A 23,876-nucleotide genomic window follows, 5' to 3' on the forward strand; every position below is an offset into this window, starting at 1 on the left:
TGTCCTCTCTCATGGCACCGGCTCGCCGATGCGAACCATGACCGCGTCAGCGGCGTCGGTGGGCCGGGGTTGATGCATGATTTCCACCGCCATCGCGACCATGACCAGCGAATAGATCAGGTGCAGCAGGTTCAGCGCATCGTCGGGCAGGTCGTCCAGGGAGAACTTGTCGCAATACTCGATGGCCTCTTCCAGCCGCGGAAAGAAGGCGTCGTAGAACTCCCGCATCTCGGCCATGCTGCTGGCCATCCGGCGGTCCCACCGCTCGGCTTCGGTTGGCAGGCACCAAATCTGCGCGTACGACTCGAGTTCGGCGAACGCACTCGGCAGCAACGCGTCAGCCACGGCTGGCCCCTACCGGCGTGCGCTCGGCTTGATATTCCGCCACCCAGTCGCCGACCACCCTGTGCAAATGGCGCACCAGGATCTCCTGGTCGTTGAGCGGGAACTCGTCGACGATGCCGGTCTCCAGCGCCGCCTGGGTGCCGCCCAGCATGCCGGCGTCCTGCAGCGCGAACTCCTTGAGCACCACCGCCGCCACCTCGTGCTCGATCCGTTCGCGCACACTGCGGGCCGGGTGAAACGCGGTGTAGGCCTCGAACCGGTGGGTGTTGTGCGACGTCGGCCAATACCGGTACAGCAGATACCAGCCGCCGTAGATCAGGATCTCCAGGTTCGGGAAAATCTGGAAATTGCTGATCCCCCACGGCTCGATGCCGCCCGGGTTCAGCCCGGCCGGCAGCTCACCCAGATCGGGGGTGCGCCACGGGCCGACAAGCCCACTGCGCGTGGCCCGTTCGATCGGATACATGTACTCCGGCGCCAGCAGCCATCGGCGAGTTCCGGCGGTGGACACCAAACGGTGCGGCCCATCGATCTGGAAATGTGCGCATTCGAAGCCGGCGTTGGGGTCACGCACTGCCGGCGGAACCTGCTGTGGGTGCAGCGACGGCACGTGGTAGTACTCCTGGAACGCGTCGGCGAAGATCTTCCAGTTGCTGTTGTTGTCGGCGACCCAGTCGTAGCGCTCGGTGAGCTTGTCGAACGGATAGCCGTCCAGCGCAGTGACCATGGGGCCCAGGAACTCTCGCAAGGTCTGGCGCGGTTCGTCGTCGAAGTTGACGAAGACGAAGCCGTTCCAGACGTCACAGTGCACCGGGCGCAGGCCGTAGGCGTCGCGATCGAGGTCGAAGAACTCCGACTCCTGCTGCACGAATGTCAGCGCGCCGTCGAGGTCGTAGCGCCAGCCGTGGTACTTGCAGGTGAACTGCCGGCACACGCCCTTGGTTTCCTCGTTCGGAAAGTCGTTCCACACCAGCTTGTTTCCGCGGTGCCGGCAGATGTTGTGGAACGCGCGGATCGTCTGGTCCTTGCCCTTGACCACGATGATCGACGTGCCCACGGCGGCAATGTCTTTGGTGAGGTAGCTACCGACGCGGGGAAGTTCCTCGACACGGGCGACGTTGAGCCAGGCGCGTTTGAAGATCGCCTCCCGTTCGGCCGCGTAGAACTCCGGCGACGTGGAGTCCCGGAAGGAAATCGGGCCGGTGCCCAAGTCCGGATAGTGCTGCGTCCAGCTGCCTTCCGCCGGTTTAGGCCATCGCGCCATGCGAACCTCCTGTCACATCACTGCCCCGCCGTTGACGCCGAGCACCTGGCCGGTGATGAAGCCGGCCTCCTCCGAGCACAAAAACCCGACCGCGGCCGCGATATCCGCCCCGGTGCCGAGATGGCCGAGCGGGATTGTTCCGGCCATGGTTTCGTTGGACGGCAGGTTGCCCTCCGCCTGGGACTGGTGCTGCATCGGTGTCTCGATGCCGGACGGCGGGATGTTGTTGACGGTGATGCCTGCCGGCGCGTATTCGCGCGCCAGCGATTTCGTCAATGTGATCAGCGCGCCCTTCGACGCGGCGTAGTGCGCCATGCCAGGGGAGCCGCGTTGGGCGGACGACGACGAGATCATCACGATGCGACCCCAGCCCGCCGCCACCATGTCCGGCAGCGCCACCTGGCAACAGTGAAACGTGCCCGTGAGGTTGACGTCGATGATCCGCTGCCACGACTCGGGTGTGATCTCGGTAAACGCAGCGAAGCCCACCATGCCCGCGCTGGTCACCAGAATGCCCACCGGCCCCAACTCGCTGCGCACCTTCGCGAACGCTTCCTCGACCGCGCGCCGGTCGCTCACGTCCGCCCCGGCCCCCAGCGCGGTCACTCCCTCGGCGCGCAGCTCGTCGGAAACCCGTTGCGCGGCTTGGCTGTTGATGTCGAGAACCGCTACCTTGTGGCCGCGGCGGCCCAGCTCGTGGCAGGTCGCCTCGCCCATGCCCGACGCACCGCCGGTCACCACCGCCACCCGCTGGTTACTCATAAACCACCCGCACTGTGCGACTCGTCGGCAGAGATTGACAGGTCAGCACCCAGCCCTCGGCGACGTCGTCGTCGGTGAGTGCGTCGTTGTTGATCATCCGCACACTGCCCTCGACCAACCGGGCCATACATGTTGCGCACGAACCGGTCTCACACGACGACGGCGCAGCCAGCCCGGCCATCCGGGCGGTTTGCAAAACCGTGTTGCCCGGCCGATAGGGCACCACCGTGGTGCGCCGGTCCAGCTGGATCGTCACCACTTCGGTGACCGTGTCGGTCGCAGTCTCTTCCATCGCCAAGCACAATATCAAGTACTTGCGATGCGTATCAAGTACTTGATTCATCGCCAGTATGGTCGGTGAACAGCGGGTTGCCGGTGCCCTGTTCGACCACGCGGGCCAGCAGGTCGTGCAGCAGTTGTTGCTCGTCGGGGCTCAGCACGCCGAATACCTGGTCATGGGCGGCCAGCGCGTCGGCGAGCACCGCAGAGACCACGGCGCGACCCTGATCGGTCAGATAGGTCTGCAGGATCCGCCCGTGCTGCGGGTCTTGCTTGCGCTCCACCAGCCCGCGGTCCTCGAGCGCGGCGATCGCCAACTGTGCACCCTGCGGGCTGATCAGCAGCCGGCGGGCCAATTCGGCCCCGGACAGTCCCGGCTCGTTCGCCAGCTGACGCATCAGGCCGATCTGCGCGGTGGTGACTCCGTGACTGCTGATCGCGTCGTTGACGGTCTTCAGCGAGAAGTGGAAGGCCTGCTTGAGCAGCCACAGGATGTTGTCGGTGAGTTCCATGGTGTGTCCTACGGCCGCTTGTGAACCTGCCCGTCCTTCATCACGAACCGTACGTCGAGCGTGCTGGCGATGTCGCGCGACGGGTCGCCTGGCACGGCGATGATGTCGGCGAGGTAGCCCGGCGCCAGCCGGCCGAGTTCGTCGTCGGCTTCGATGAGCTCGGCGCTGGTCACCGTCGCCGCGCGGATCGCCTGCATCGGTGTCATGCCGCGGTCGACCAGCGCGCACAGCTCCTTGGCGTTCTCACCGTGCGGGATCGCGGGCGCGTCCGTGCCACAGGCGATGCGCACTCCCGCGGCTATTGCCTTGGGCAGCATGGCTTTTGCCTGCGGGAACACCTCGGCGGCCTTCTTGCGCAACTCGGGTGCCACCCGGTCCACGGCCAGCGCTTCGGTCAGGTAGGTCGTGGAGACCAGGAAGGTGCCGTGGTCGACCATCATCGCGATGGTGTCGTCGGTGGCCAGGAATCCGTGTTCGATGCAGTCGATTCCGGCTTTGATGCAGGCCCGGATCGCGCTGTCGCCGATCGCGTGCGCGGCCACCCGGATACCGGCCCGGTGCGCCTCGTCGGCGATCGCGGCGAACTCCTCGTCGGAGTACTGCTGCGATCCGGGTGCGGTGCTGTGCGACATCACCCCGCCCGACGCCGACACCTTGATCACCTTGGCGCCGTGGCGGATCTGGTAGCGCACGCAGGCGCGCACATCGGGTACCCCGTTGGCGATCCCTTCGGCCACCGACAGCGGCATGATGCCCGGCGCCAGCCGCTGGAACACCGTCGGATCCAGATGCCCGCCATAGGGTGTGACGGCATGGCCGGCCGGCACCACCCGCGGGCCGACGTGCCAACCTTGGTCGATCGCGCGCTGCAGTGCCACGTCGAGCAGATAGCCGCCGGTCTTGACCATCAGGCCGAGATTGCGCACGGTGGTGAAGCCGGCGTCCAGGGTGGTGCGGGCGTTCACCGCGCCGCGCAACGTGCGGTAGGCCGGGTCGTCCTGCACACCGTGCATCGGCGACGGCAACCCTTCCGGTCCGCCGGGGCCGCCGATGAGCAGGTTGAGCTCCATGTCCATCAGGCCGGGCAGCAGCGTGACGTCGCCGAGATCGATCTCGGCTGCCGAATCGGCCGGTGGCTCAGGCGGATTCACCGACACGATCCGGTCGCCGTCGACCACGACCACCGCCGGCGAGCGGACCTCACCGGCGTCGACGTCCGCCCAACGGGCGGCCCGCAACACGATCACGGCACCGGTTCGCTCACGCAATCCAGGGTCGAGGCGCCCGAGTCGGGAATGCGGGGCTGCTTCCAGCATTCGACCGGGAACGACACCATGATCATCGAGTACAGCAGATGCATCAGGTTGGTCACGTCGTCGGGCAAGTCGTCGAGGCTGAACTTGTCGCAGTAGGCCAGCGCGTCCTCCGCGCGCGGGATGATGGCGTCGTAGAACGCCTGCATGTCGGCCATCGAGCTGGTGAGTCGCTTGTGGTAACGCTGCGGCTCGGTCGGCAGGCACCAGTCGGAAAATGGCTCCAGATCGGCGAATTCGGGTGGCAGCTTGGCGCTCATCAGACCCCCGCCGTCGCGCGCCGGTACTCGTCGATCCACGCCGCGGTCTCGCGGTGTAGATGACGAATCAGCACCTCTTGATCGTTGAGCAGGAAGCCGTCGACGGCACGAGATTCGATCATCGACTGGGTGGCCTCCAGCGTGTTGGCGTCCTGCAGGCCGAATTCTTTGAAAGTCACCGCCGCCAGCTCTTGAGCGACCCGTTCGCGCGGAGTGCGCGGCGGCGGGAAATACAGCGTGCCCTCGAAGACGTGGCTGTTGTAGGAGGTCGGCCAGTAGTGGTAGGTCAGGTACCAGCCCTGCCCCCAGATCAGGATCACGAAGTTGGGGAACAGCTGAAACGAGTCCAGTCCCCACGGGTCACAGTTGGCCGGGTTGACGCCGTCGGGCAGGGGGCCGAGATCCGGGCTGTCCCACGGGCCGAAAAGCCCGCTGCGACAGATCTCGTCGATCGGCTTGCGCATCTCGGCGTCCATCTCCCAGGCCCGCACACCCGAGGTGCTGACCAGCCGGTGCGGCCCGTCGATGCGATAGTGCGGCGCTTCGAACCCGGCCTCGGCCGCCGCCTTGGAGTACTTGGTCGGCGACTGGTTCGCGTGTAACACCGGCGCGTGGTAGAACTCCTGGAACGCGTCCAGGTAGAGCTTCCAATTCGCTTTCACCACCGAGCGGTAGCGCCACCGCGACGTCATCTGCCCGAACGGATAACCCTCCAGCGCGGTGATCATCGGGCCCAGGAATTCCCGCAGCGACTGGTCGGGTTCGGCGGCGAAGTTGACGAAGATGAAGCCTTCCCACACGTCGCAGTGCACCGGCACCAACCCGTAGCGGTCCTTGTCCAGGTCGAAGAACTCCCCTTCCTGCGGGACGTGAGTCAGGTGGCCGTCCAGGTCGTAACGCCAGGCGTGGTACTTGCACCGGAACTGTTTGCAGAAGCCGCTGGTCTCCTCGGCCGGCATGTCGTTCCATACCAGCTTGTTGCCGCGGTGCCGGCAGATGTTGTGGAACGCCTTGATGTCACCGTCGGTGTTGCGCACCACGATGATCGAGGTGTTGACGACCTTGAGTTCCTTGGTGAAGTAGCTGCCGGTGCGCGGAAGTTGCTCGGCCCGGCCGACATTCAGCCAGGTGCGTTTGAAAATCGCCGCCCGCTCGAGCTCGTAGAACTCCGGCGAGATGGAGTCCTCGTAGGACACCGGCCCGGTGCCGAGATCGGGGTAGTGCTGCGTCCAGCTGCCCTCCGGCGGCTTGGGGAAACGAGGCATGCGTACTCCTGTCGATATCCGCCCGCAGGGCCGACCGTATATGCTCGACAGAGCAATCGCAAGTAGTTGATATTACGGGCGGAGGTCGGTGTGCGAGGCGACGGGCTCTTCATCGGTGGGCGTTGGGTGGCGCCGAGCAGCGACGCCGTGATCGAGGTGATCTCACCGGTCACCGAAGCACCGGTCGCCCGCGTCGCGGCTGCCGGTCCGTCCGACGTCGACGCCGCCGTCGAGGCTGCCCGCAACGCGTTCGACGACGGCCCCTGGCCGAGGCTCGATCCGTCCGAGCGCACTGCCGCGGTGCGCCGGCTGGCCGAGCTCTACGGCGAACGGCGTTTGGAGATGGCCGATCTCATCACCGCCGAGATCGGCGCGCCCACCAGCTTCGCCCAGCGGGCCCAGGTCGGCCTGCCGTGGATGATGATGACCGCGTTCGCCGATCTGGCTGCCGACTTTGCGTGGCAGGAAACCCGGCGAGGCCGCTACGGCGCCGACATCCGCATCCGGCGAGAACCGGTCGGCGTGGTCGCCGCGATCGTGCCGTGGAACATGCCGCAGTTCCTGATCGTCACGAAGCTGATGCCCGCATTGCTGGCCGGCTGTTGCGTGGTGGTCAAACCGGCGCCCGAGTCGCCGCTCGACGCGCTGCTGCTGGCCGAACTGCTCGACGAGCTCGACCTGCCGCCCGGTGTGGTAAACGTCGTGCCGGGCGGCGCCGACGTCGGCGCCTACCTGGTGGGGCACACAGGCGTGGACAAGGTGTCGTTCACCGGGTCCACCGCCGCCGGCCGACGGGTGGCCGCGGCTTGCGCTACCGGGTTGAAGCGGGTCAGCCTGGAACTCGGCGGCAAGTCGGCGGCGATCGTTCTCGACGACGCGGACCCGGCCGCCGTCGCAGTCGGGATCCGCTCGGCCAGCCTGTCCAACAGCGGCCAGATCTGCAACGCGCTCACCCGGATCCTGGTGCCCGCCAAGCGAAGCGACGAATTCGTCGACGCGCTGGCCGCGGAAATAAAGACGCTCGTCGTGGGCGATCCGAGCGACCCCGCCACTCAACTGGGCCCCCTGGTGTCTCGGCGGCAACAACAGCGCGTCCTCGACTACATCGAAATGGGCCAGCGTGAAGGCGCCCGACTGGTCACCGGCGGCACCGGCATGCCCGACGGCGCCGAGCGGGGCTGGTACGTTCGGCCGACGCTGTTCGCGGACGCCGACAACAGCATGCGGATCGCGCGCGAAGAAATCTTCGGCCCGGTGCTGACGGTCATCGGCTACGACGACGAGGACGAGGCAGTCCGGATCGCCAACGACTCCGACTACGGGCTGGCCGGCTCGGTCTTCAGCGACGACACCGAACGTGGGGTGGCGCTCGCTACGCGCATGCGCACGGGCACTTTCGGCGTCAACCAGGGTTACACGATGGACCCGTATGCGCCGTTCGGCGGCGTCAAATCCAGTGGCTACGGCCGGGAATTGGGCCGCGAAGGCATCGAGGCCTACCTGGACACCAAGTCGATCTCGGTGGCCGGCTAGCGCTCGCGCACGGTCCAGACCGGGTCGGGGCAGACGATGCCCTGGGCCGACAGTTCCCGCTTGAGCACCTTGAAGGTCGCGGTGCGCGGCAGCGCGCTACTGACCCGCACGTAGGACGGCCACTGCTTGGGCCCGAGGTCGGGCTGCTCGGCCAGGAACGCGCGGAACTTGTCGACGTCGAACTCCGCGCCCGGCGCCATCACCAGCGCGGCCATCACCCGGTCGCCGACGGCGGGATCGGGCACGCCGTACACCGCCACCTCCGACACCCCGGGGTAGCGTGCCAGCACCCGCTCGATCGGCGCGGTGCCCAGGTTTTCCCCGTCGACCCGCAGCCAATCACCAAGCCGCCCAGCAAAATACACGTATCCGTTCTCGTCGCGGTAGGCCAGGTCGCCACTGTGGTAGACACCGTCGGCCATCCGTGCGGCATCGGCCTCCGGGTCGTTGTAGTAGCCCTCAAACCGGCCCGGGCCCGCGACGTTCACCAACTCGCCGATGACCCCCGGCGGGCATGGCGCACCGGTCTCGGTGTCGCGGATCTCGATCCCGTCCGGCAGTGGGCCCAGCGAGCCCTCGGGCGTGTCAGGTGTTCGGGCGATCGCCACGCCGCCCTCGGTCGAGCCGAAGCCGTCGACGGCGATACAGCCGAACCGGCGGGCAAAGCGTTCGATGTCGGCGGGCGCACCCTCGTTGCCGTACACCACCTTCAGCGGGTTGTCCGCGTCGTCAGGCCGTTCCGGGGTGGCCAGCACATACGACAGCGGCTTGCCCACGTAGTTGGCGTAGGTGACGCCGTACTTGCGGATGTCGGGCAGAAAGCCCGACGCGGAAAACTTGCGCCGCAACACCATTGACCCTCGGCACGCCGCGGCCACCGACCAGCCCACCAGCACCGCGTTGGAGTGGAACAACGGCATGGACACGTAGCAGCGGTCGGCGGGGCCGAGACCGAACCGTTCGGTCATCGTCACCCCCGCGATCCCGACCTTGCCGTGACTGCATTTCACCGCCTTCGGATCACCGCTGGTGCCCGAGGTGAAGATCAGCATGAACAGGTCTTCGGGCGCGGCATCCCGGAAGCGCACCTCGGCGTCGCCGTGCGCGGCCACCTCGTCGGCCCACTCACCGGAGTCGACATTGATATGCGCGATATCGCCCAGCGCCGCAGCCGAATTCGCATCCGCCAACACCAGCTGGCAATCCGCATAGTCGATGTCGCGGGCCAACGCGGCGCCGCGGCGCACCGGGTTGAGACCCACCGGCACAATGCCCGACATCCCGGCCGCGACGAGCACCGACGAGAAGAACGGGGTGTTCTCCAGCAGCACCCCGACATGCGGCGGGCGGGTGGGGTCGAGCCGCGCCCGCACCGCAGCCGCCACCGCCGCGCCGTGCCGAAGGTGGTCACGCCAGCTGGTGAACGAGTCCTCGAAGTAGACGCCCCGATCGTGGATGTCGACAAGCGGTTTCAGCAAGTCGGTGACGGTCGGGAGAACCTCGGTCACGTCAGGCGGGCGTGTCCGCGAGCTCACGGCCGATCCGGAGCAGTTGCCCCGTCGCGCTGCCCAGTGCGAACTCGGTCTGCTTGGCCGCCAGGAAATAGCGATGAACCGGGTGGTCGATGTCGATGCCGACACCACCGTGCACGTGAACGATGGTGTGGGCCACCCGGTGTCCGGCGTCGGCCGCCCAGAACGCCGCCGTGGCCACTTCGGTGTCGGCGGGCAAATCCTCGCTCACCCGCCACGCCGCCTGGGTGAGCGTCAACCGCAGCCCCTTGACGTCGATGTAGCCGTCCGCCAACCGCTGCGACACGGCCTGGAAGCTGCCGATCGGGCGGTCGAACTGCTCACGGGTGCGGGCGTACTCGGCGGTCAACTGCAGCCCGCGGTCCAGCACGCCGAGCTGAAAGGCGCTGTGGCCCAACGATGTACGTGTTGAAATCCAGCTCACCACGTTGTTGCCACCTACCAGCCGGGAGCCCTCGAGCTCGACCCCGTCCAGCTGTACATGCCCCACGCTGCCTAGGCCCGTTGTCTCCAGCGGGGTTACCAAGACTTCGTCGGCGCTGACCAGGAAAACCGCTGTCCCGGAATCGGTTTCGGCAGGCACCAGAAAGCCGTCGGCCACCGGGGCATAACCGACCAGGGTGCGCGTTCCGGTCAGCCGGTAGCCGTCACCCGAACGGGTGGCCTGCACCGGGCCGTCGCCCATCTCGCCGTCCAGCGCGACGGTCAACACCTTGGCGCCACTCACCGCGGGCGCGGCCCACTGCTGCTGCAGTTCGGGCGAACCGAACCGGGACAGCGCACCGGCGGCCAGCACCACCGACTCCAGATACGGCACTGCGGCCAGCCCCCGGCCCAACGCGACCAACACCGCGGTCTGCTCCAGCACGCCATAACCGCCGCCGCCCAACGACTCCGGGGTTGCGGTGCTCAGAATGTCGGCGTCGACGAGCTTGCCCCACAGCGAACGATCGAAGCGTTGCTCGAGCCCGTCCAGCTCGCGCTGATGCTCCGGCGTACACACGGCGTCGACGATCGTGTCCACCAGACCGCCGAGGTCTTGGGCGGCTTCGGTTGTCGAGAAGTCCATCAGTAAGTCCTTTACCGGTCAGCGGTTGGCTCGGGGCAGACCCAACGCGACCATGCCGATGATGTCGCGCTGAACTTCGTTGGTGCCGCCGCCGAAGGTCAGGATCAGACACGCCCGGTGCATCCGCTCGACCCGACCCCGCAGTAGCGCACCGAACGAATCCTGGCGGACAGTGGCCCCCGACCCCAGCACCTCCATCAGCAGCCGGTAGGCCTCGGTGGCCAACTCGGTGCCGAACACCTTGGCAGCCGACGCGTCGGCGGGGGAGGGCGCGGCGCCTTCGGCCGAGGCCAGCTCCCAGTTGATCAGCTTGAGCACCTCGACCTTGGCGTGCACCCGGGCCAGGTTGAGTTGCACCCATTCGGAGTCGATCAGCCGGGCGCCGCCGGCGTCTTTGGTGTTCTGCGCCCACTCGCGAACCTGGTTGAGCGCCACGATGATCGGCTGCGCGGACACCAGCGCGACGCGCTCGTGGTTGAGCTGGTTGGTGACCAGCTTCCAGCCGCCGTTCTCCTCGCCGACCCGGTTGGCCACCGGAACCCGGACATCGGAGTAATAGGTGGCGCTGGTGTCGGGGCCCGCCATCGTGTGCACCGGCGTCCAGGAGAAGCCGTCGGCGGTGGTCGGCACGATCAGCACCGAGATGCCGCGGTGCTTCTTGGCTTCGGTGTTGGTGCGCACGGCCAGCCACACGTAGTCGGCGTACTGGATCAGGGAAGTCCACATCTTCTGGCCGTTGACGATGTAGTCGTCGCCGTCGCGCACCGCGGTGGTGCGCAGGTTCGCCAGATCGGTGCCGGCGCCGGGCTCGGAGTAGCCGATGGCGAAGTGCAGCTCGCCCGCGGCGATCTTGGGCAGGAAGAACTTCTTCTGCTCCTCGCTGCCGAACGCCATGATCGTCGGGGCAACGCTGTTGATCGTCAGGAACGGCACCGGCGCCCCGGCGATCGCCGCCTCGTCGGTGAAGATCAACTGGTCCATCGCCGAGCGGGCCTGCCCGCCGTACTCCTTGGGCCAGCCCAGCGCAAGCCACCCGTCGCGGCCCATCTGCGCGACGGTCTCGCGGTAGACGTTGCCGGTGCCGTACTCACCCGACGTCGAGCTCAGCGCCTCGCGGCGCTCAGGGGTGATCAGCTTGGCGAAATACGACCGCAGCTCGCGGCGCAGTTCCTCCTGCTCCGGGGTATAACTGATCCGCATTGGCCGTCCCTTCGCGATGCGGTTACCTTCCTGGTTGTAACACGTTCTAGTCTGAGGGTCCAGCGGGCCGTCGTCGTATGGTGGGGACACGGCAGCCGGAAACGCAAGGAGGAACCTCGTGCGAGTGATAGTGGACCGCGATCGGTGTGAGGGCAACGCGGTGTGCATGGGAATCGCGCCGGATATTTTCGAGCTCGACGACGAGGACTATGCCGTGGTGAAGACGGACCCGATTCCCGCCGACCGGGAGGCGCTGGCCGAGCAGGCGATCGCCGAATGCCCGCGCGCCGCCCTGAAGCGCGAAGACTGACACCAGACTAGAGGTATTCATAAATTGACTAGCAGCACGAACGCGACCGACCTATCCGGGAAGGTCGCGGTGGTCACCGGCGCGGCCGCAGGACTGGGCCGCGCCGAGGCGATCGGCTTAGCCCGCGCCGGCGCCACCGTCGTCGTCAACGACATCGCCGGCGCGCTGGACGCCTCCGACGTGATCGACGAGATCACCGCGGCCGGCTCCAAGGCCGTCGCGGTAGCCGGCGACATCAGCCAGCGCGCGACCGCCGACGAGCTGGTCGGCACCGCCGACGGGCTGGGCGGGCTGAGCATTGTGATCAACAACGCCGGGATCACCCGCGACCGGATGCTGTTCAACATGTCCGACGAGGAGTGGGACGCTGTGATCGCCGTGCACCTGCGCGGCCACTTCCTGCTGACTCGCAATGCGGCCACGTATTGGCGCCAAAAGGCCAAGGACTCGGGCGGTTCGGTGTACGGCCGGCTGGTCAACACCTCGTCGGAGGCCGGGCTGGTCGGTCCGGTCGGGCAGGCGAACTACGGCGCCGCCAAGGCCGGCATCACCGCGCTGACCCTGTCCGCCGCGCGGGCGCTGGGCCGCTACGGGGTCTGCGCCAACGCGATCTGCCCGCGGGCGCGCACCGCGATGACCGCCGACGTGTTCGGCGAGGCGCCCGAGACCGGCGAGATCGATCCGCTTTCGCCCGAGCATGTGGTGACCCTGGTCCGGTTCCTCGCTTCGCCGGCGGCCGAAGCGGTCAACGGTCAGCTGTTCATCGTGTACGGACCGCGGGTGACGCTGGTGGCGGCGCCGACGGTCGAGCAACAGTTCGCGACGGACGCGCCGGCCTGGGAGCCCGGGCAGCTGAGCGCGACGCTGCAGGAGTACTTTGCTGGGCGCGACCCCGAACGCACCTTCGCGGCGACCGGCCTGATGGAGTCGTGACGGGCGCGTGAGACGATGTGTATCGCCGTTCGCCGGGTAGAACACGTTACAGGATGATTTGCGTCACATAGCGTCTGACCTCGACAAACTACTAACTTTTGTCTAATTTTGCAGTTCTTTGACACTGCGAACTTGTTCTAGTTACTATGATCCGGCTCACGCGGAGCAGCGTCCGACGATAGGGGAGACATACCGGCGCGCGTAGGGGACGCATAGGCTTCGCCAAGGTTGCAGACGCCCCCACCCGAGAAGGGACCGAAGGTTGATCGAACAGCTCGCGGTTCCAGCCCGGGCCGTGGGCGGGTTCGTCGAGATGTCGCTGGAGACGTTCCGGGCGATGTTCCGACGACCATTCCAGCTCCGCGAGTTCCTCGACCAGACCTGGATGATCGCCCGCGTGTCGCTGATCCCGACGCTGCTGGTGGCCATCCCGTTCACCGTCCTGGTGGCCTTCACCCTCAACATCCTGCTGCGCGAGCTCGGCGCCGCCGACCTGTCCGGGGCGGGCACCGCGTTCGGGACCATCACACAGCTCGGCCCCGTCGTCACCGTGCTGGTGGTCGCCGGCGCCGGAGCCACCGCGATCTGCGCCGACCTGGGCGCCCGCACCATCCGCGAGGAAATCGACGCGATGCGGGTGCTGGGCATCGACCCGATCCATCGGCTGGTGGTGCCCCGCGTGCTGGCGTCGACGTTCGTCGCGCTGCTTTTGAACGGCCTGGTGTCGGCGATCGGCATCGCCGGCGGCTACGTCTTCTCTGTGTTATTGCAGGGCGTCAACCCGGGCGCGTTCGTCAACGGCCTGACGGTGCTGACGCACCTCGGTGAGCTGGTGCTCTCCGAGGTGAAGGCCCTGTTGTTCGGGGTCGTCGCCGGCTTGGTGGGCTGTTACCGGGGACTGACGGTGAAGGGCGGACCCAAGGGCGTCGGCGTCGCCGTCAACGAGACCGTGGTGTACGCGTTCATCTGCCTGTTCGTGATCAACGTGATCATGACGGCGATCGGGGTTCGGGTGCTGGCCCGATGAGCTACGACGCCACGCTGCGGTTCCGCCGCTTCATGTCCCGGTTCGCCGGGCCGGTCGACAACTTCGGCGAGCAGGCGCTGTTCTACGGCGAATCGATGCGCTACATCCCGAACGCATTCGGCCGCTATCGCAAGGAGACCATCCGGTTGATCGCCGAGATGACGCTGGGTACCGGCGCGCTGGTGCTGATCGGCGGAACGGTCGGGGTGGCGGCGTTTCTGACGCTGGCCTCCGGCGGCGTCATCGCGGTCCAGGGCTACGAGTCGCTGGGCAACATCGGCATCGAGGCGCTGACCGGCTTCCTGTCGGCATTCCTCAACGTCCGCATCGTCGCCCCCGTCGTGGCCGGCATCGCGCTGGCCGCGACGATCGGCGCCGGCACCACTGCCCAACTGGGCGCGATGCGGGTCGCCGAAGAGATCGACGCCATCGAATCGATGGCCGTGCACTCGGTGTCCTACCTGGTGTCTACCCGGTTGATCGCCGGGCTGATCGCGATCGTCCCGCTGTACTCGCTGGCGGTGCTGGCGTCGTTCTTCGCGGCCAGGTTCACCACGGTGTTCATCAACGGGCAGTCGGCGGGCCTGTACGACCACTACTTCAATACGTTCCTCAACCCGAGCGATCTGCTGTGGTCGTTCCTGCAGGCGATCGTAATGTCGATCGCGGTGATGCTGGTCCATACCTACTACGGCTACAACGCTTCTGGCGGCCCGGTGGGCGTCGGCCTGGCGGTCGGCCAGGCGGTGCGCACGTCGCTGATCGTCGTCGTCGTCATCACTTTGTTCATCTCGCTGGCCGTATACGGTGCGTCCGGTAATTTCAACCTCTCCGGATAAAGGGAGCGATGGCAAGCACAGGGGCAAGACGTACTCATGTCAGGCTGGCAGCGGCGCTGCTGGCCTCTCTGTTGCTGGGCTTTGTGCTGTTGACGTATCTGGCCTACAACGCGGCGTTTACGTCGACCGACACCGTCACCGTGACCGCGCCGCGGGCCGGTTTGGTGATGGACCGCGACAACAAGGTGAAGTACCGGGGCATCCAGATCGGCAAGGTCAAGAACGTCAGGTACTCCGGGGACCAGGCCCAGCTCGAACTCGCCATCAACAGCGGCGAATTGCGCTACATCCCGTCCAACGCCACCGTCCACATCGCCAGCAACACGATCTTCGGCGCCAAGTCGGTGGAATTCCTTCCGCCGCAGTCTCCTTCGAAGACCTCGCTGCGGCCGGGCGCGCACGTACAGGCCTCGGCGGTCTCGCTGGAAGTCAACACATTGTTCCAGTCGCTGATCGAGCTGCTGCACAAGATCGACCCGGTCGACCTGAACGCCACGCTGAGCGCCGTCGCCGAAGGTCTGCGCGGCCACGGCGACGACCTGGGCGACCTGCTGTCTGGCGTGAATACCCTGACGCGGCAGCTGAATCCGAAACTGCCGACGTTGCAGCAGGACTTCGCCAACACCGCCACGGTGGCCAACATCTACGCCGACGCCGCCCCCGATCTGGTCACCGTGTTCAACAACACGCCGACCATCGCCAAGACCGTCGTCGACCAACAGGGCAACCTCAACGCGACCCTGTTGGCGACAATCGGGTTGGCCAACAACGCCTATGACACGCTGGCCCCGGCCGAGGAGGATCTGATCGACGGCCTCAAGCGGATGCGGGCGCCGCTCAAGGTCGCCGGCGACTACTCGCCGGAATTCGGCTGCATGTTCAGGGGAATCCAGCGCGGCATCGACGAATTCGCGCCGCTGCTCGGTGTGCGCAAGGCCGGCCTGTTCACCTCGTCGAGCTTCATCCTCGGCGCGCCGTCGTACACCTATCCGGAGAGCCTGCCGATCGTCAACGCCTCCGGCGGCCCCAATTGTCGTGGCCTGCCGGATATCCCGACCAAGCAGTTCGAAGGCTCCTGGTTCCGCTCGCCGTTCCTGGTGACCGACAACGCGTACATCCCGTACGAGCCGTTCACCGAAATGCAGGTGGATGCGCCGTCGACGCTGCAATTTTTGTTCCACGGCGCCTTCGCAGAACGGGACGATTTCTGATGACCGCGCCTCACGAGTCGCACCGCGCGATGATGGTGAAGGTTGGCATCTTCACCGCGACGATGCTGCTGGTCGCCGTCGGCCTGCTGGTGATTTTCGGCGAGTTCCGGTTCGGCCCGTCGAACCTGTACCACGCCAACTTCTCCGACGCGACGCGGCTGAAAGGCGGGCAGAAGGTCCGCATCGCCGGGGTGCCGGTCGGTGCGGTGCGCGACGTCAAGCTCAACAAGGACAACACCGTCGACGTGGCGTTCACGGTGGACAAGCGCTACACGCTGTATTCCTCGACACGGGCGGTGATCCGCTACGACAACCTGGTCGGCGACCGGTTCCTGGAAATCACCTCGGGCCCCGGCGAATTGCGCAAGCTGCCGCCGGGCGGCACCATCGACCAGCACCACACCCAGCCGGCACTCGACCTCGACGCGCTGCTGGGCGGCCTGCGGCCGGTGCTCAAGGGCCTCGACGCCGACAAGGTCAACACCGTCAGCAGCTACGTCATCCAATTGCTGCAGGGACAGGGTGGAGCGCTGTCGGATCTGTTGGCCAACACCAACGCGTTCGGATCGGCTCTGGGCGCGCGCGACCAGGTCATCGGCGACGTCATCAACAACCTCAACACGGTGCTGACCACGGTCGACGAGAAGGGTGCGCAGTTCTCGGCCAGCATCGACCAGCTGCAGCAACTGATTAGCGGCCTGGCGCAAGGCCGCGACGCGGTGGCGGGCGCCATTCCGCCGCTGGCGTCTGCGGAAACGAATCTGACCCAGCTGTTGAAGGGTGCCCGCCGGCCGCTGCAGGGCGTCATCGAAAACACCCGGCCGATCGCCACCGAGCTCGACGACCGAAAAGCCGAGGTGGCCAACGACATTGAGCAGCTGGGCGAAGACTACCTGCGGCTGTCCGCACTCGGTGCCTACGGGGCGTACTTCAACATCTACTTCTGCACGGTATCGCTCAAGATCAACGGGCCGGCCGGCAGCGACATCCTGATCCCGATGGGCGGTCAGCCCGATCCCAGCAAGGGGAGGTGCGCTTTTGCCAAGTAAGGCGGACAACCGCGACCCGCTGCGGACCGGCATCTTCGGCCTGGCCCTGGTGATCTGCATCGTGTTGGTGGCGTTCGGCTACACCGGCTTGCCGTTCTGGCCGCAAGGCAGGTCCTACGACGCGTACTTCAGCGACGCCGGCGGCATCACGCCCGGCAACGACGTCTACGTGTCGGGCATCAAAGTGGGGCAGGTGAAATCGGTTGGCCTGGCCGGCGATACGGCCAAGGTGTCGTTCACCGTGAACCGCCGCATCGCCGTCGGCAACCAGTCGCTGGCGTCGATTCGGACCGACACCATCCTCGGCGAGCGGTCGATCGCGGTGACCCCGGCGGGCAGCGGTAGCGCGACCACGATCCCGCTGAGCCGGACGACCACGCCCTACGCGCTGGGTTCGGCGCTGGAGGATCTGGGCCGCAACGCAGGCGATCTGGACAAGGCGCAGTTCGAGAAATCGCTGCAGGTGATCACCAATGCGCTGCACGATGCGACCCCACAACTGCGCGGCGCGCTGGACGGCGTGACGTCGCTGTCGCGCACCCTCAACCGCCGCGACGAAGCGCTGGCCAGCCTGCTGGCACATGCGAAGTCGGTGACCGAGGTGCTGGCGGACCGCGCCGGACAGGTCAACAAACTGATCCTGGACGGCAACCAGTTGTTCGCCGCGCTGGACGAACGGCGGGCGGCGCTCGGTCAGCTGATCGCTGGGATCCGCGATGTCTCCCAACAGCTTTCCGGCTTCGTGGCCGACAACCGCAAGGAGTTCGGCCCGGCGCTGTCAAAGCTCAACCTGGTGCTGGACACCCTCAACGAGCGCCACGAATACATCACCGAGGCGTTGAAACGCCTGCCCGCGTATGCGACCACCCTGGGCGAGGTCGTGGGCTCCGGACCGGGGTTCAACGTGAACGTCTACGGCGTGGTGCCGGCGCCGATCGTGGGGATCCTGTTCGACGCCGTCTTCCAGCCCGGCAAGCTCCCGGACAGCTTCGCGGATTATCTGCGCGGGCTTATCCAGGAGCGCTGGATCATTAGGCCGCAGTCGCCATGACCGTCTTGTCTGCTCTGCAAGAACGCAGTCGCGCACTGCGACTGACGCTGGCTGTCGCGCTTGTCATTCTCGTCGCGGCCGGCGCCTACCTGGTCTGGCCGGCGCGCACCGGCCACAAGATCGTCGGCTACTTCACCTCCGCTGTCGGGCTGTATCCCGGTGACCAGGTGCGCATTGTCGGGGTGCCGGTCGGCAAGATCGATTCGATCGAACCCCGCGCTTCGGACGTGAAGATCACCATGTCGGTAGATCGCGGAGTCAAGGTGCCGCAGGATGCGCGGGCGGTCATCATGGCGCCCAATTTGGTTGCGGCGCGGTTCATTCAGCTTGCTCCCGCCTACACCGGGGGGGCGGCGCTGCCCGACGGGGCCAGCATCGATCTGTCTCACACCGCGGTGCCGGTGGAATGGGACGAGGTCAAAGAGGCGCTGAAGGATCTGGCCGACAAGCTCAGTCCCGCCGCGGGACAGATGCAGGGGCCGTTGGGCAAGCTGATCAATCAGGCCGCCGACACGTTCGACGGCAACGGCGACTCGTTCCATGCCGCGCTGCGCGAGCTGTCGCAAGCCGCCGGCCGGCTGGGGGATTCGCGCACCGATGTCTTCGGCACGGTCAAGAACTTGCAGGTGGTGGTCGACGCGCTCTCGTCGAGCAACGAACAGATCGTGGCGTTCGCCGGACACGTGGCCTCGGTCTCACAGGTGCTTGCCAAGAGCTCCGAGCACCTCGACCAAACGCTCGGCACGCTCAACCAGGCTCTGGGCGACGTCAAAGACTTTTTGCACCAGAACAATTCGACACTGGTTGGAACGGTCAACAAACTTGCCGACCTGACCAAGACCCTGAGCGACCAAAGCGAAAACATCGAGCAGGTGCTGCACGTCGCAGGTCCGGGGATCAGCAACTTCTACAACATCTACGATCCGGCGCAGGGCACGCTCAACGGGCTGCTGTCGATTCCCAACTTCTCCAACCCGGTCCAATTCATCTGCGGTGGTTCCTTCGACACCGCCGCCGGGCTGGTGGCGCCCGACTATTACAAGCGCGCTGAGATCTGCCGGGAGCGGTTGGCCCCGCCGCTGCGCCGCCTGACCGCGAACTACCCGCCGATCATGTTCCACCCGATCAACTCGATCACCGCGTACAAGGGTCAGATCATCTACGACACCCCGGCGACCCAGGCCAAGGCGCAGACGCCGATCCCGGAACTGACCTGGATACCAGCGCCCGGGGTACATCCGCCCAGCCCGGATGACCTGCAGGCCATGCTTGTCCCGCCCGCGCCGTCGAACGCCCCGGCACCCGGGCCCGCTGCGGGGCCCGCGCCCGGACCCGCACCCGGACAGGCGGCCGCACCGGCCGGTGCGGCGCCCGGACCGCTGCCTGCAGAGCAGGGAGCGGGCCGATGAAGCGAATCATGCTGCGTGGCACGGCGATTGCAGCGAGCGGCATGCTGCTCGCCGGCTGTAAATTCGGCGGGCTGAACTCCATCTCGCTGCCCGGCACCGCCGGTCACGGCGTTGGCGCCTACTCGATCACCGTCGACCTGGCCGACGTCGCGACCCTCCCGCAGAACTCCCCGGTCATGGTCGACGACGTCACCGTCGGCAGCGTGTCGGGGATCGACGCGATGCAGCGCCCCGACGGAAGTTTCTTTGCCGCAGTCAAGTTGGCGCTGAACCGCAACGTGGTGCTGCCGGCCAACGCCACCGCCAAGGTGGCGCAGACGTCGCTGCTGGGCTCCCAGCACATCGAGCTGGCGGCCCCCACGGACCAGAAGCCGGTGGGCAGGCTGCGCGACGGCTCGACCATCCAAGAGTCGCACACCAGTCGCTATCCCACCACCGAAGAGGTGCTCGCGGCGCTCGGTGTGGTGGTCAACAAGGGCAATCTCGGTGCACTGCAAGAGATTACCGACGAGACGTACAAGGCGGTAGCGGGTCGTGAAGGCCAATTCGTCGACCTGGTGCCCAGACTCGCCGAGCTGACCGCGGGGCTGAACAAGCAAGTCAACGACATCATCGCCGCCATCGACGGATTGGACCGGTTCTCGGCGATCCTGGCGCACAACAAGGACAGCCTGGGCCGGGCGCTGGATTCGCTGCCCGAGGCACTGCTGGTGCTCAACAAGAACCGCGACCACATCATCGACGCGTTTGCCGCGCTCAAGAAGGTGGCAACCGTCGCTTCGCACGTGCTCGCCGAAACCAAGGTGGATTTCACCGAAGACGTCAAAAGCCTCTACTCCGTGACCAAGGCGCTGGCCGACAGCCGCAAGGAATTCGTCAGCTCGCTGCAGATCTTGCTGACGTTCCCGTTCCCGAACTTCGGCATCAAGCAGGCGGTGCGCGGCGACTACCTCAACGTGTTCACCACCTTCGACCTCACCGTGCGCCGGCTCGGTGAGACGTTCTTCACCACCTCCTGGCCGCTCGATCCGAACATGCTGCACATGGACGAAATCCTCAATCCGCCAGACTTTTTGCTCGGGTCAATGGCCAATCTGTCCGGCCAGGCGGCCGACCCGTTCAAGATCCCTCCGGGGTACTCGGAAGGCAATCACTGATGCTGGACCGCCTGACCAGAACCCAACTGGCCATCTTCGGCGTGGTCACCGTAATCACCGTGGCGGTGATGGCGATCTTCTACCTGCGATTGCCGGCCGCGCTGGGCATCGGCACCTACCGGGTGACCGCCGATTTCGTCGCCGGCGGCGGGCTGTACAAGAACGCCAACGTCACCTACCGCGGCGTCGCGGTCGGCCGGGTGGAGTCCGTCGGGCTGAACCCGCACGGCGTCGACGCGGTCATGCGGCTGAACAGCGGCACCACGGTCCCGTCGAACGTCACCGCCACCGTGAAAAGCGTGTCGGCCATCGGTGAGCAGTACATCGATCTCGTGCCACCGGACAATCCGGCCTCGACCAAGCTGCACAACGGGTCGGTGATCGCGCGGGACAACACCCGGATCCCGCTGGACATCGCCACCCTGCTGCGCCAGTCCGAAACGTTGGTCAACAGCGTGGCCGACACCCGGCTGCGCGAGCTGCTGCACGAAACGTTCAAGGCGTTCAACGGGTCCGGTCCGGAATTGGCCCGGCTGATCGAGTCGTCGCGGCTGCTGGTGGACGAGGCCAACGCCAACTTCCCGCAGACCGAGCAGCTGATCGACCAGGTGGGTCCGTTCCTGCAGGCCCAGATCCGCGCCGGCGACGACATCAAGTCGCTGTCCGACGGGCTGGCGCGCTTCACTTCCGAAGTCCGGCAAGCCGATCCACAGTTGCGCACCTTGCTGGGTGTCGTTCCGCCGGCCGCCGACGAGGCCAACACCGCGTTCTCGGGCATCCGGCCGTCGTTTCCGATGCTGGCGGCCAACCTGGCCAACCTGGGCCGGGTCGGCGTCATCTACCACAAGTCGCTCGAGCACCTGCTGGTCGTGTTGCCGGCGTTGTTCGCGGCGATCATCACGGCAGCCAACGGCGAACCGCAGGACGAGGGCGCCAAGCTGGACTTCAAGATCAACATCGACCCGCCGCCCTGCAACACCGGTTTCATTCCGCCGCCGCTGATCCGGACGCCCGCCGACGAGACGGTGCGCGAGATCCCGAACGACTTGTACTGCAAGACCGCCCAGAACGACCCGTCCACGGTGCGTGGCGCGCGGAACTACCCGTGCCAGGAGTTTCCGGGCAAGCGGGCACCGACCGTGGCGTTGTGCCGTGACCCCCGCGGCTATGTGCCGATCGGCACCAATCCGTGGCGCGGGCCGCCGATCCCGTACGGCACGCCGGTGACGAATGGGCTGAACATCTTGCCGCCCAACAAGTTCCCGTACATCCCGCCGGGCGCCGACCCGGATCCGGGCACTCCGATAGTGGGGCCGCCCCCGCCCGGGGTGGTGCCGGGACCGGGGCCGGCGCCGAATCAGCCGTTCCCGACGCCGCCGCCGCCCAACACCGGCGGCACCGACGGTCGGCAGGCGTGGATACCGCCGGCGCCCTACCCGCCGCAGCCGCCGATGATTCCGTTCCCGAAGGCGGTTCCGCCACCCGGACCACCGGAAGGGCTGTCGCCGCCGCCGCCGTTCCCCCCGCCGGAAAAGCCGTGGGGTCCGCCGCCGGGGCCGGTGCCGCAGGCCAGCGGTGCGGCCTACACCACCTACGACGAGAGCACGGGAACGTTTCAGGACCCGGCAGGTGGCACTGGTATCTTCGCGCCCGGCAGATTATCGAGCGCCGAGACATGGGTGGACCTGATGCGCGATCCGAGGCAGTTGTGACCGAAGAACCGGCGACGCGGCGTGCGCGTCGGCGGGCTTCGCGCGCGGCCGGCCCGACCGGGGGCGAAGCGGCCATGGCCACCGTTCGTGTCGAGGCACCGGCCGAACCGGTGAAGGGGCGAGCCACGCCGGTCGGCCCGCCGCAACGCCGTCCCGCGAATCGCGGGCTGGTCGGGCTGATCGCGCTGGTAGCCGGGCTGGTGGGGATCGGCGCGCTTGGTGCAGGGCTGTGGGTCCTGGTTGTCCAGCAACGCCATGCGGACGCCGCGCAGGCCCGCGACCAACGCTTCGTCGACACCGCCAGCCAGACCGTCGTCAACATGTTCAGCTACACGCAGGACAACATCGACGAGAGCGTGCGCCGGTTCTACGACGGCACCAGCGGCCCGCTGCGGGGGATGCTCAGCTCCAACAACAACGTCGAAAACATCAAGGCGCTCTTTCGGCACACCAACGCGACCTCGGAGGCGGTCATCAACGGGGCTGCGCTGGAGGGAATCGACAGCGTGACCGACAACGCGTCGGTGCTGGTCTCGGTTCGCGTCACGGTTACCGACATCGACGGCGTCAACAAACCGTCCCAGCCCTACCGGATGCGGGTGATCGTGCACGAGGACGAGGACGGCCGGATGACCGGCTACGACCTGAAGTATCCGGAGGGCGGCAACTGATGCGGTGGTTGATCGCTGCCGTCGCCGCGCTGCTGACGTCTGCGTTCGTCGGGTTGGCCGCGGCCAGCGGCTGGTTCTATTGGGACCGGGTGCAAACTCGCGGCGAGCAGTCGGCGCGCGCAGTGCTGCCCAAGCTGGCCTCGAAGGAAATAGCGCAGGTCTTCGGTTACGACTACCAGACCGTGGAGCGCAGCCTGACGGAGGCGTATCCGATGCTCACGCCGGGCTATCGGCAGGAGTTCGAGAAGAGCGCCACTCAACAGATCATCCCGGAGGCCAAGAAGCGGGAAGTGGTCGTCCAGGCGAACATCGTCGGCGTGGGAGTCATGGAGGCCAAACGCGATTCGGCGTCGGTGATGGTGTACATGAACCGTACGGTGACCGACAAATCGCGGCAGCCGGTTTACGACGGCAGCCGGTTACGCGTCGACTACAAGCGGGTCGGCGGCAAGTGGCTGATCAACTACATCACGCCGATCTGACGATTTCGGCGCGCTAATCGTCGCCCAGCGACGAAAAGCGCGCCGAAACCGCTTAGCGGCGATCGCAAGCGCGGCGAAGCCGGGCGCAGCGGGTCGCCGCCATTTGATTTAGCGGCATTGCCCGATTTCGTTGCAGTCCAACGGGTAACGCTCGACCGGTACCGGCAGCGGCTCTCTGAACGCGAGCGTGAACGGGGTCTTGGTCATCCCCGGCTGCAGGCCACAGACGGCGCCGTGAATGCTGGTGTGGGTGCCGGCGAGCGTGACGTCATCGAAGGCATACGTGTCTGTCGAGGGTGCGGTCGTGCCGTCCGGACACGAGACGCCCGCTGACTTACCCACTTGGAATGTCCACAGATCGCTGGTAAGCCGGGCCCGGCCAATGTAGTTCGCCAGCTTCTCGGCGGGAGTGATGACCCGTGCCGTCGTACTCGAGACGTTGAGTGCGCACAGGTCGGCCGCAATGACCGGGTCGGTGAAGTCCGGGATCGCGCGTTGGCGCGACGGCGCGTCGCACAAGGCCGAGATCTTCCAGGTGGCCGGCGGCACGCCCGCTTCGCTGAAGGTGTAGAGGCCGTCCGGCGGTGGGCCTAATGCTTTGGCGGGGCTGGCCGTTCCCACCGCCACCAATGCCACGGCTGCGGCGGCAGTCAGGCCGCGGGAAATGATCATCCGTCGATTATTGCAGCGC

24 protein-coding genes and 1 pseudogene are annotated in these 23,876 nt (G+C 66.6%); 13 read left to right on the forward strand and 12 right to left on the reverse strand.

Translation table 11 applies throughout. The annotated features are described in order from the left end of the window. Positions 1 to 9 precede the first annotated feature (9 nt). The 8 genes and pseudogenes from AWC14_RS12675 to AWC14_RS12710 all read right to left on the reverse strand — a co-directional run bounded on the left by AWC14_RS12675 (position 10) and on the right by AWC14_RS12710 (position 6,000). Positions 10 to 345, reverse strand: coding sequence for a hypothetical protein (locus tag AWC14_RS12675; protein WP_142281680.1), 336 nt, complete (start codon positions 343 to 345; stop codon positions 10 to 12). Further along, positions 338 to 1,609: an aromatic ring-hydroxylating oxygenase subunit alpha gene (locus AWC14_RS12680; RefSeq protein WP_045377285.1), complete on the reverse strand. Its 1,272-nt coding sequence runs from the start codon at positions 1,607 to 1,609 to the stop codon at positions 338 to 340. Before AWC14_RS12680 ends, AWC14_RS12675 begins: the two co-directional genes overlap by 8 nt. Before the next feature lie 12 nt (positions 1,610 to 1,621). Next, the gene (locus AWC14_RS12685) at positions 1,622 to 2,371 is read right to left on the reverse strand and encodes an SDR family NAD(P)-dependent oxidoreductase (RefSeq protein ID WP_045377282.1); all 750 of its coding nucleotides are present in this window, start codon (positions 2,369 to 2,371) and stop codon (positions 1,622 to 1,624) included. Beyond that, positions 2,364 to 2,648, reverse strand: a pseudogene (locus AWC14_RS12690) (2Fe-2S iron-sulfur cluster-binding protein); the annotation flags it as partial. The pseudogene AWC14_RS12690 and the gene AWC14_RS12685, both read right to left, overlap by 8 nt. A gap of 49 nt (positions 2,649 to 2,697) precedes the next feature. After that, positions 2,698 to 3,162, reverse strand: coding sequence for a MarR family winged helix-turn-helix transcriptional regulator (locus AWC14_RS12695; protein WP_045377277.1), 465 nt, complete (start codon positions 3,160 to 3,162; stop codon positions 2,698 to 2,700). Positions 3,163 to 3,170: 8 nt separating this feature from the next. Next, positions 3,171 to 4,409 carry a metal-dependent hydrolase family protein gene (locus tag AWC14_RS12700; RefSeq protein WP_045377276.1) on the reverse strand — a complete coding sequence of 413 codons (1,239 nt, stop codon included), beginning with the start codon at positions 4,407 to 4,409 and terminating at the stop codon, positions 3,171 to 3,173. Then, positions 4,406 to 4,735 carry a hypothetical protein gene (locus tag AWC14_RS12705; protein ID WP_045377273.1) on the reverse strand — a complete coding sequence of 110 codons (330 nt, stop codon included), beginning with the start codon at positions 4,733 to 4,735 and terminating at the stop codon, positions 4,406 to 4,408. Before AWC14_RS12705 ends, AWC14_RS12700 begins: the two co-directional genes overlap by 4 nt. Further along, positions 4,735 to 6,000, reverse strand: coding sequence for an aromatic ring-hydroxylating oxygenase subunit alpha (locus AWC14_RS12710; RefSeq protein ID WP_045377271.1), 1,266 nt, complete (start codon positions 5,998 to 6,000; stop codon positions 4,735 to 4,737). The genes AWC14_RS12705 and AWC14_RS12710 overlap by 1 nt, the downstream gene beginning before the upstream one ends. 90 nt (positions 6,001 to 6,090) lie before the next feature. On the opposite strand from AWC14_RS12710, the gene AWC14_RS12715 reads away from it, so the two are divergent. After that, the gene (locus AWC14_RS12715; protein WP_057003277.1) at positions 6,091 to 7,533 is read left to right on the forward strand and encodes an aldehyde dehydrogenase; all 1,443 of its coding nucleotides are present in this window, start codon (positions 6,091 to 6,093) and stop codon (positions 7,531 to 7,533) included. Here AWC14_RS12715 and fadD17 read toward each other — a convergent pair. Genes fadD17 through AWC14_RS12730 form a run of 3 tightly spaced genes read right to left on the reverse strand, consistent with a single transcriptional unit; the run spans position 7,530 to position 11,334 of the window. After that, positions 7,530 to 9,041, reverse strand: a complete 1,512-nt coding sequence (gene fadD17, locus AWC14_RS12720) for a long-chain-fatty-acid--CoA ligase FadD17 (protein WP_045377423.1) — start codon at positions 9,039 to 9,041, stop codon at positions 7,530 to 7,532. The two genes, AWC14_RS12715 and fadD17, sit on opposite strands and share 4 nt — an antisense overlap. Before the next feature lies 1 nt (position 9,042). After that, positions 9,043 to 10,134, reverse strand: coding sequence for an acyl-CoA dehydrogenase family protein (locus AWC14_RS12725; RefSeq protein ID WP_045377268.1), 1,092 nt, complete (start codon positions 10,132 to 10,134; stop codon positions 9,043 to 9,045). Positions 10,135 to 10,152: 18 nt separating this feature from the next. Next, positions 10,153 to 11,334 (reverse strand): acyl-CoA dehydrogenase family protein, encoded by a 1,182-nt coding sequence (locus tag AWC14_RS12730; RefSeq protein WP_045377265.1) that lies wholly within the window; start codon positions 11,332 to 11,334, stop codon positions 10,153 to 10,155. A 118-nt stretch (positions 11,335 to 11,452) separates the two neighbouring features. On the opposite strand from AWC14_RS12730, the gene AWC14_RS12735 reads away from it, so the two are divergent. The 12 genes from AWC14_RS12735 to AWC14_RS12790 all read left to right on the forward strand — a co-directional run bounded on the left by AWC14_RS12735 (position 11,453) and on the right by AWC14_RS12790 (position 23,185). Further along, entirely contained in the window at positions 11,453 to 11,644 is a 192-nt protein-coding gene (locus AWC14_RS12735; RefSeq protein WP_045377263.1) for a ferredoxin, read from the forward strand. A 24-nt stretch (positions 11,645 to 11,668) separates the two neighbouring features. Continuing rightward, positions 11,669 to 12,577: a 3-oxoacyl-ACP reductase gene (locus AWC14_RS12740; RefSeq protein WP_045377260.1), complete on the forward strand. Its 909-nt coding sequence runs from the start codon at positions 11,669 to 11,671 to the stop codon at positions 12,575 to 12,577. 262 nt (positions 12,578 to 12,839) lie between these two features. Then, positions 12,840 to 13,604: an MlaE family ABC transporter permease gene (locus tag AWC14_RS12745; RefSeq protein WP_045377257.1), complete on the forward strand. Its 765-nt coding sequence runs from the start codon at positions 12,840 to 12,842 to the stop codon at positions 13,602 to 13,604. After that, on the forward strand, positions 13,601 to 14,443 hold the full coding sequence (locus AWC14_RS12750) for an MlaE family ABC transporter permease (RefSeq protein WP_045377254.1): 843 nt from the start codon (positions 13,601 to 13,603) through the stop codon (positions 14,441 to 14,443). The genes AWC14_RS12745 and AWC14_RS12750 overlap by 4 nt, the downstream gene beginning before the upstream one ends. 8 nt (positions 14,444 to 14,451) lie before the next feature. Next, a complete protein-coding gene (locus AWC14_RS12755; protein ID WP_045377251.1) occupies positions 14,452 to 15,654 on the forward strand; it encodes an MCE family protein in 1,203 nt (400 codons plus the stop codon). Then, a complete protein-coding gene (locus AWC14_RS12760; RefSeq protein WP_045377247.1) occupies positions 15,654 to 16,703 on the forward strand; it encodes an MCE family protein in 1,050 nt (349 codons plus the stop codon). The genes AWC14_RS12755 and AWC14_RS12760 overlap by 1 nt, the downstream gene beginning before the upstream one ends. Beyond that, positions 16,693 to 17,754, forward strand: coding sequence for a virulence factor Mce family protein (locus tag AWC14_RS12765; RefSeq protein WP_045377244.1), 1,062 nt, complete (start codon positions 16,693 to 16,695; stop codon positions 17,752 to 17,754). The genes AWC14_RS12760 and AWC14_RS12765 overlap by 11 nt, the downstream gene beginning before the upstream one ends. Beyond that, positions 17,751 to 19,163: a virulence factor Mce family protein gene (locus AWC14_RS12770; RefSeq protein ID WP_045377242.1), complete on the forward strand. Its 1,413-nt coding sequence runs from the start codon at positions 17,751 to 17,753 to the stop codon at positions 19,161 to 19,163. Before AWC14_RS12765 ends, AWC14_RS12770 begins: the two co-directional genes overlap by 4 nt. Beyond that, the gene (locus tag AWC14_RS12775) at positions 19,160 to 20,320 is read left to right on the forward strand and encodes a virulence factor Mce family protein (protein ID WP_045377240.1); all 1,161 of its coding nucleotides are present in this window, start codon (positions 19,160 to 19,162) and stop codon (positions 20,318 to 20,320) included. Before AWC14_RS12770 ends, AWC14_RS12775 begins: the two co-directional genes overlap by 4 nt. Further along, positions 20,320 to 22,032: a virulence factor Mce family protein gene (locus AWC14_RS12780; RefSeq protein WP_045377238.1), complete on the forward strand. Its 1,713-nt coding sequence runs from the start codon at positions 20,320 to 20,322 to the stop codon at positions 22,030 to 22,032. The genes AWC14_RS12775 and AWC14_RS12780 overlap by 1 nt, the downstream gene beginning before the upstream one ends. After that, positions 21,996 to 22,703: a mammalian cell entry protein gene (locus AWC14_RS12785; protein WP_045377235.1), complete on the forward strand. Its 708-nt coding sequence runs from the start codon at positions 21,996 to 21,998 to the stop codon at positions 22,701 to 22,703. The genes AWC14_RS12780 and AWC14_RS12785 overlap by 37 nt, the downstream gene beginning before the upstream one ends. After that, positions 22,703 to 23,185, forward strand: a complete 483-nt coding sequence (locus AWC14_RS12790) for a mammalian cell entry protein (RefSeq protein WP_045377230.1) — start codon at positions 22,703 to 22,705, stop codon at positions 23,183 to 23,185. Before AWC14_RS12785 ends, AWC14_RS12790 begins: the two co-directional genes overlap by 1 nt. Positions 23,186 to 23,293: 108 nt before the next feature. On the opposite strand, the gene AWC14_RS12795 is transcribed toward AWC14_RS12790, so the two are convergent. Further along, complete coding sequence (locus tag AWC14_RS12795) at positions 23,294 to 23,857, reverse strand: hypothetical protein (protein ID WP_045377229.1); 564 nt, start codon at positions 23,855 to 23,857, stop codon at positions 23,294 to 23,296. Positions 23,858 to 23,876 lie beyond the last annotated feature (19 nt).

Origin of the sequence: Mycobacterium kyorinense (assembly GCF_002101735.1) — a bacterium.
Taxonomy (GTDB): domain Bacteria; phylum Actinomycetota; class Actinomycetes; order Mycobacteriales; family Mycobacteriaceae; genus Mycobacterium; species Mycobacterium kyorinense.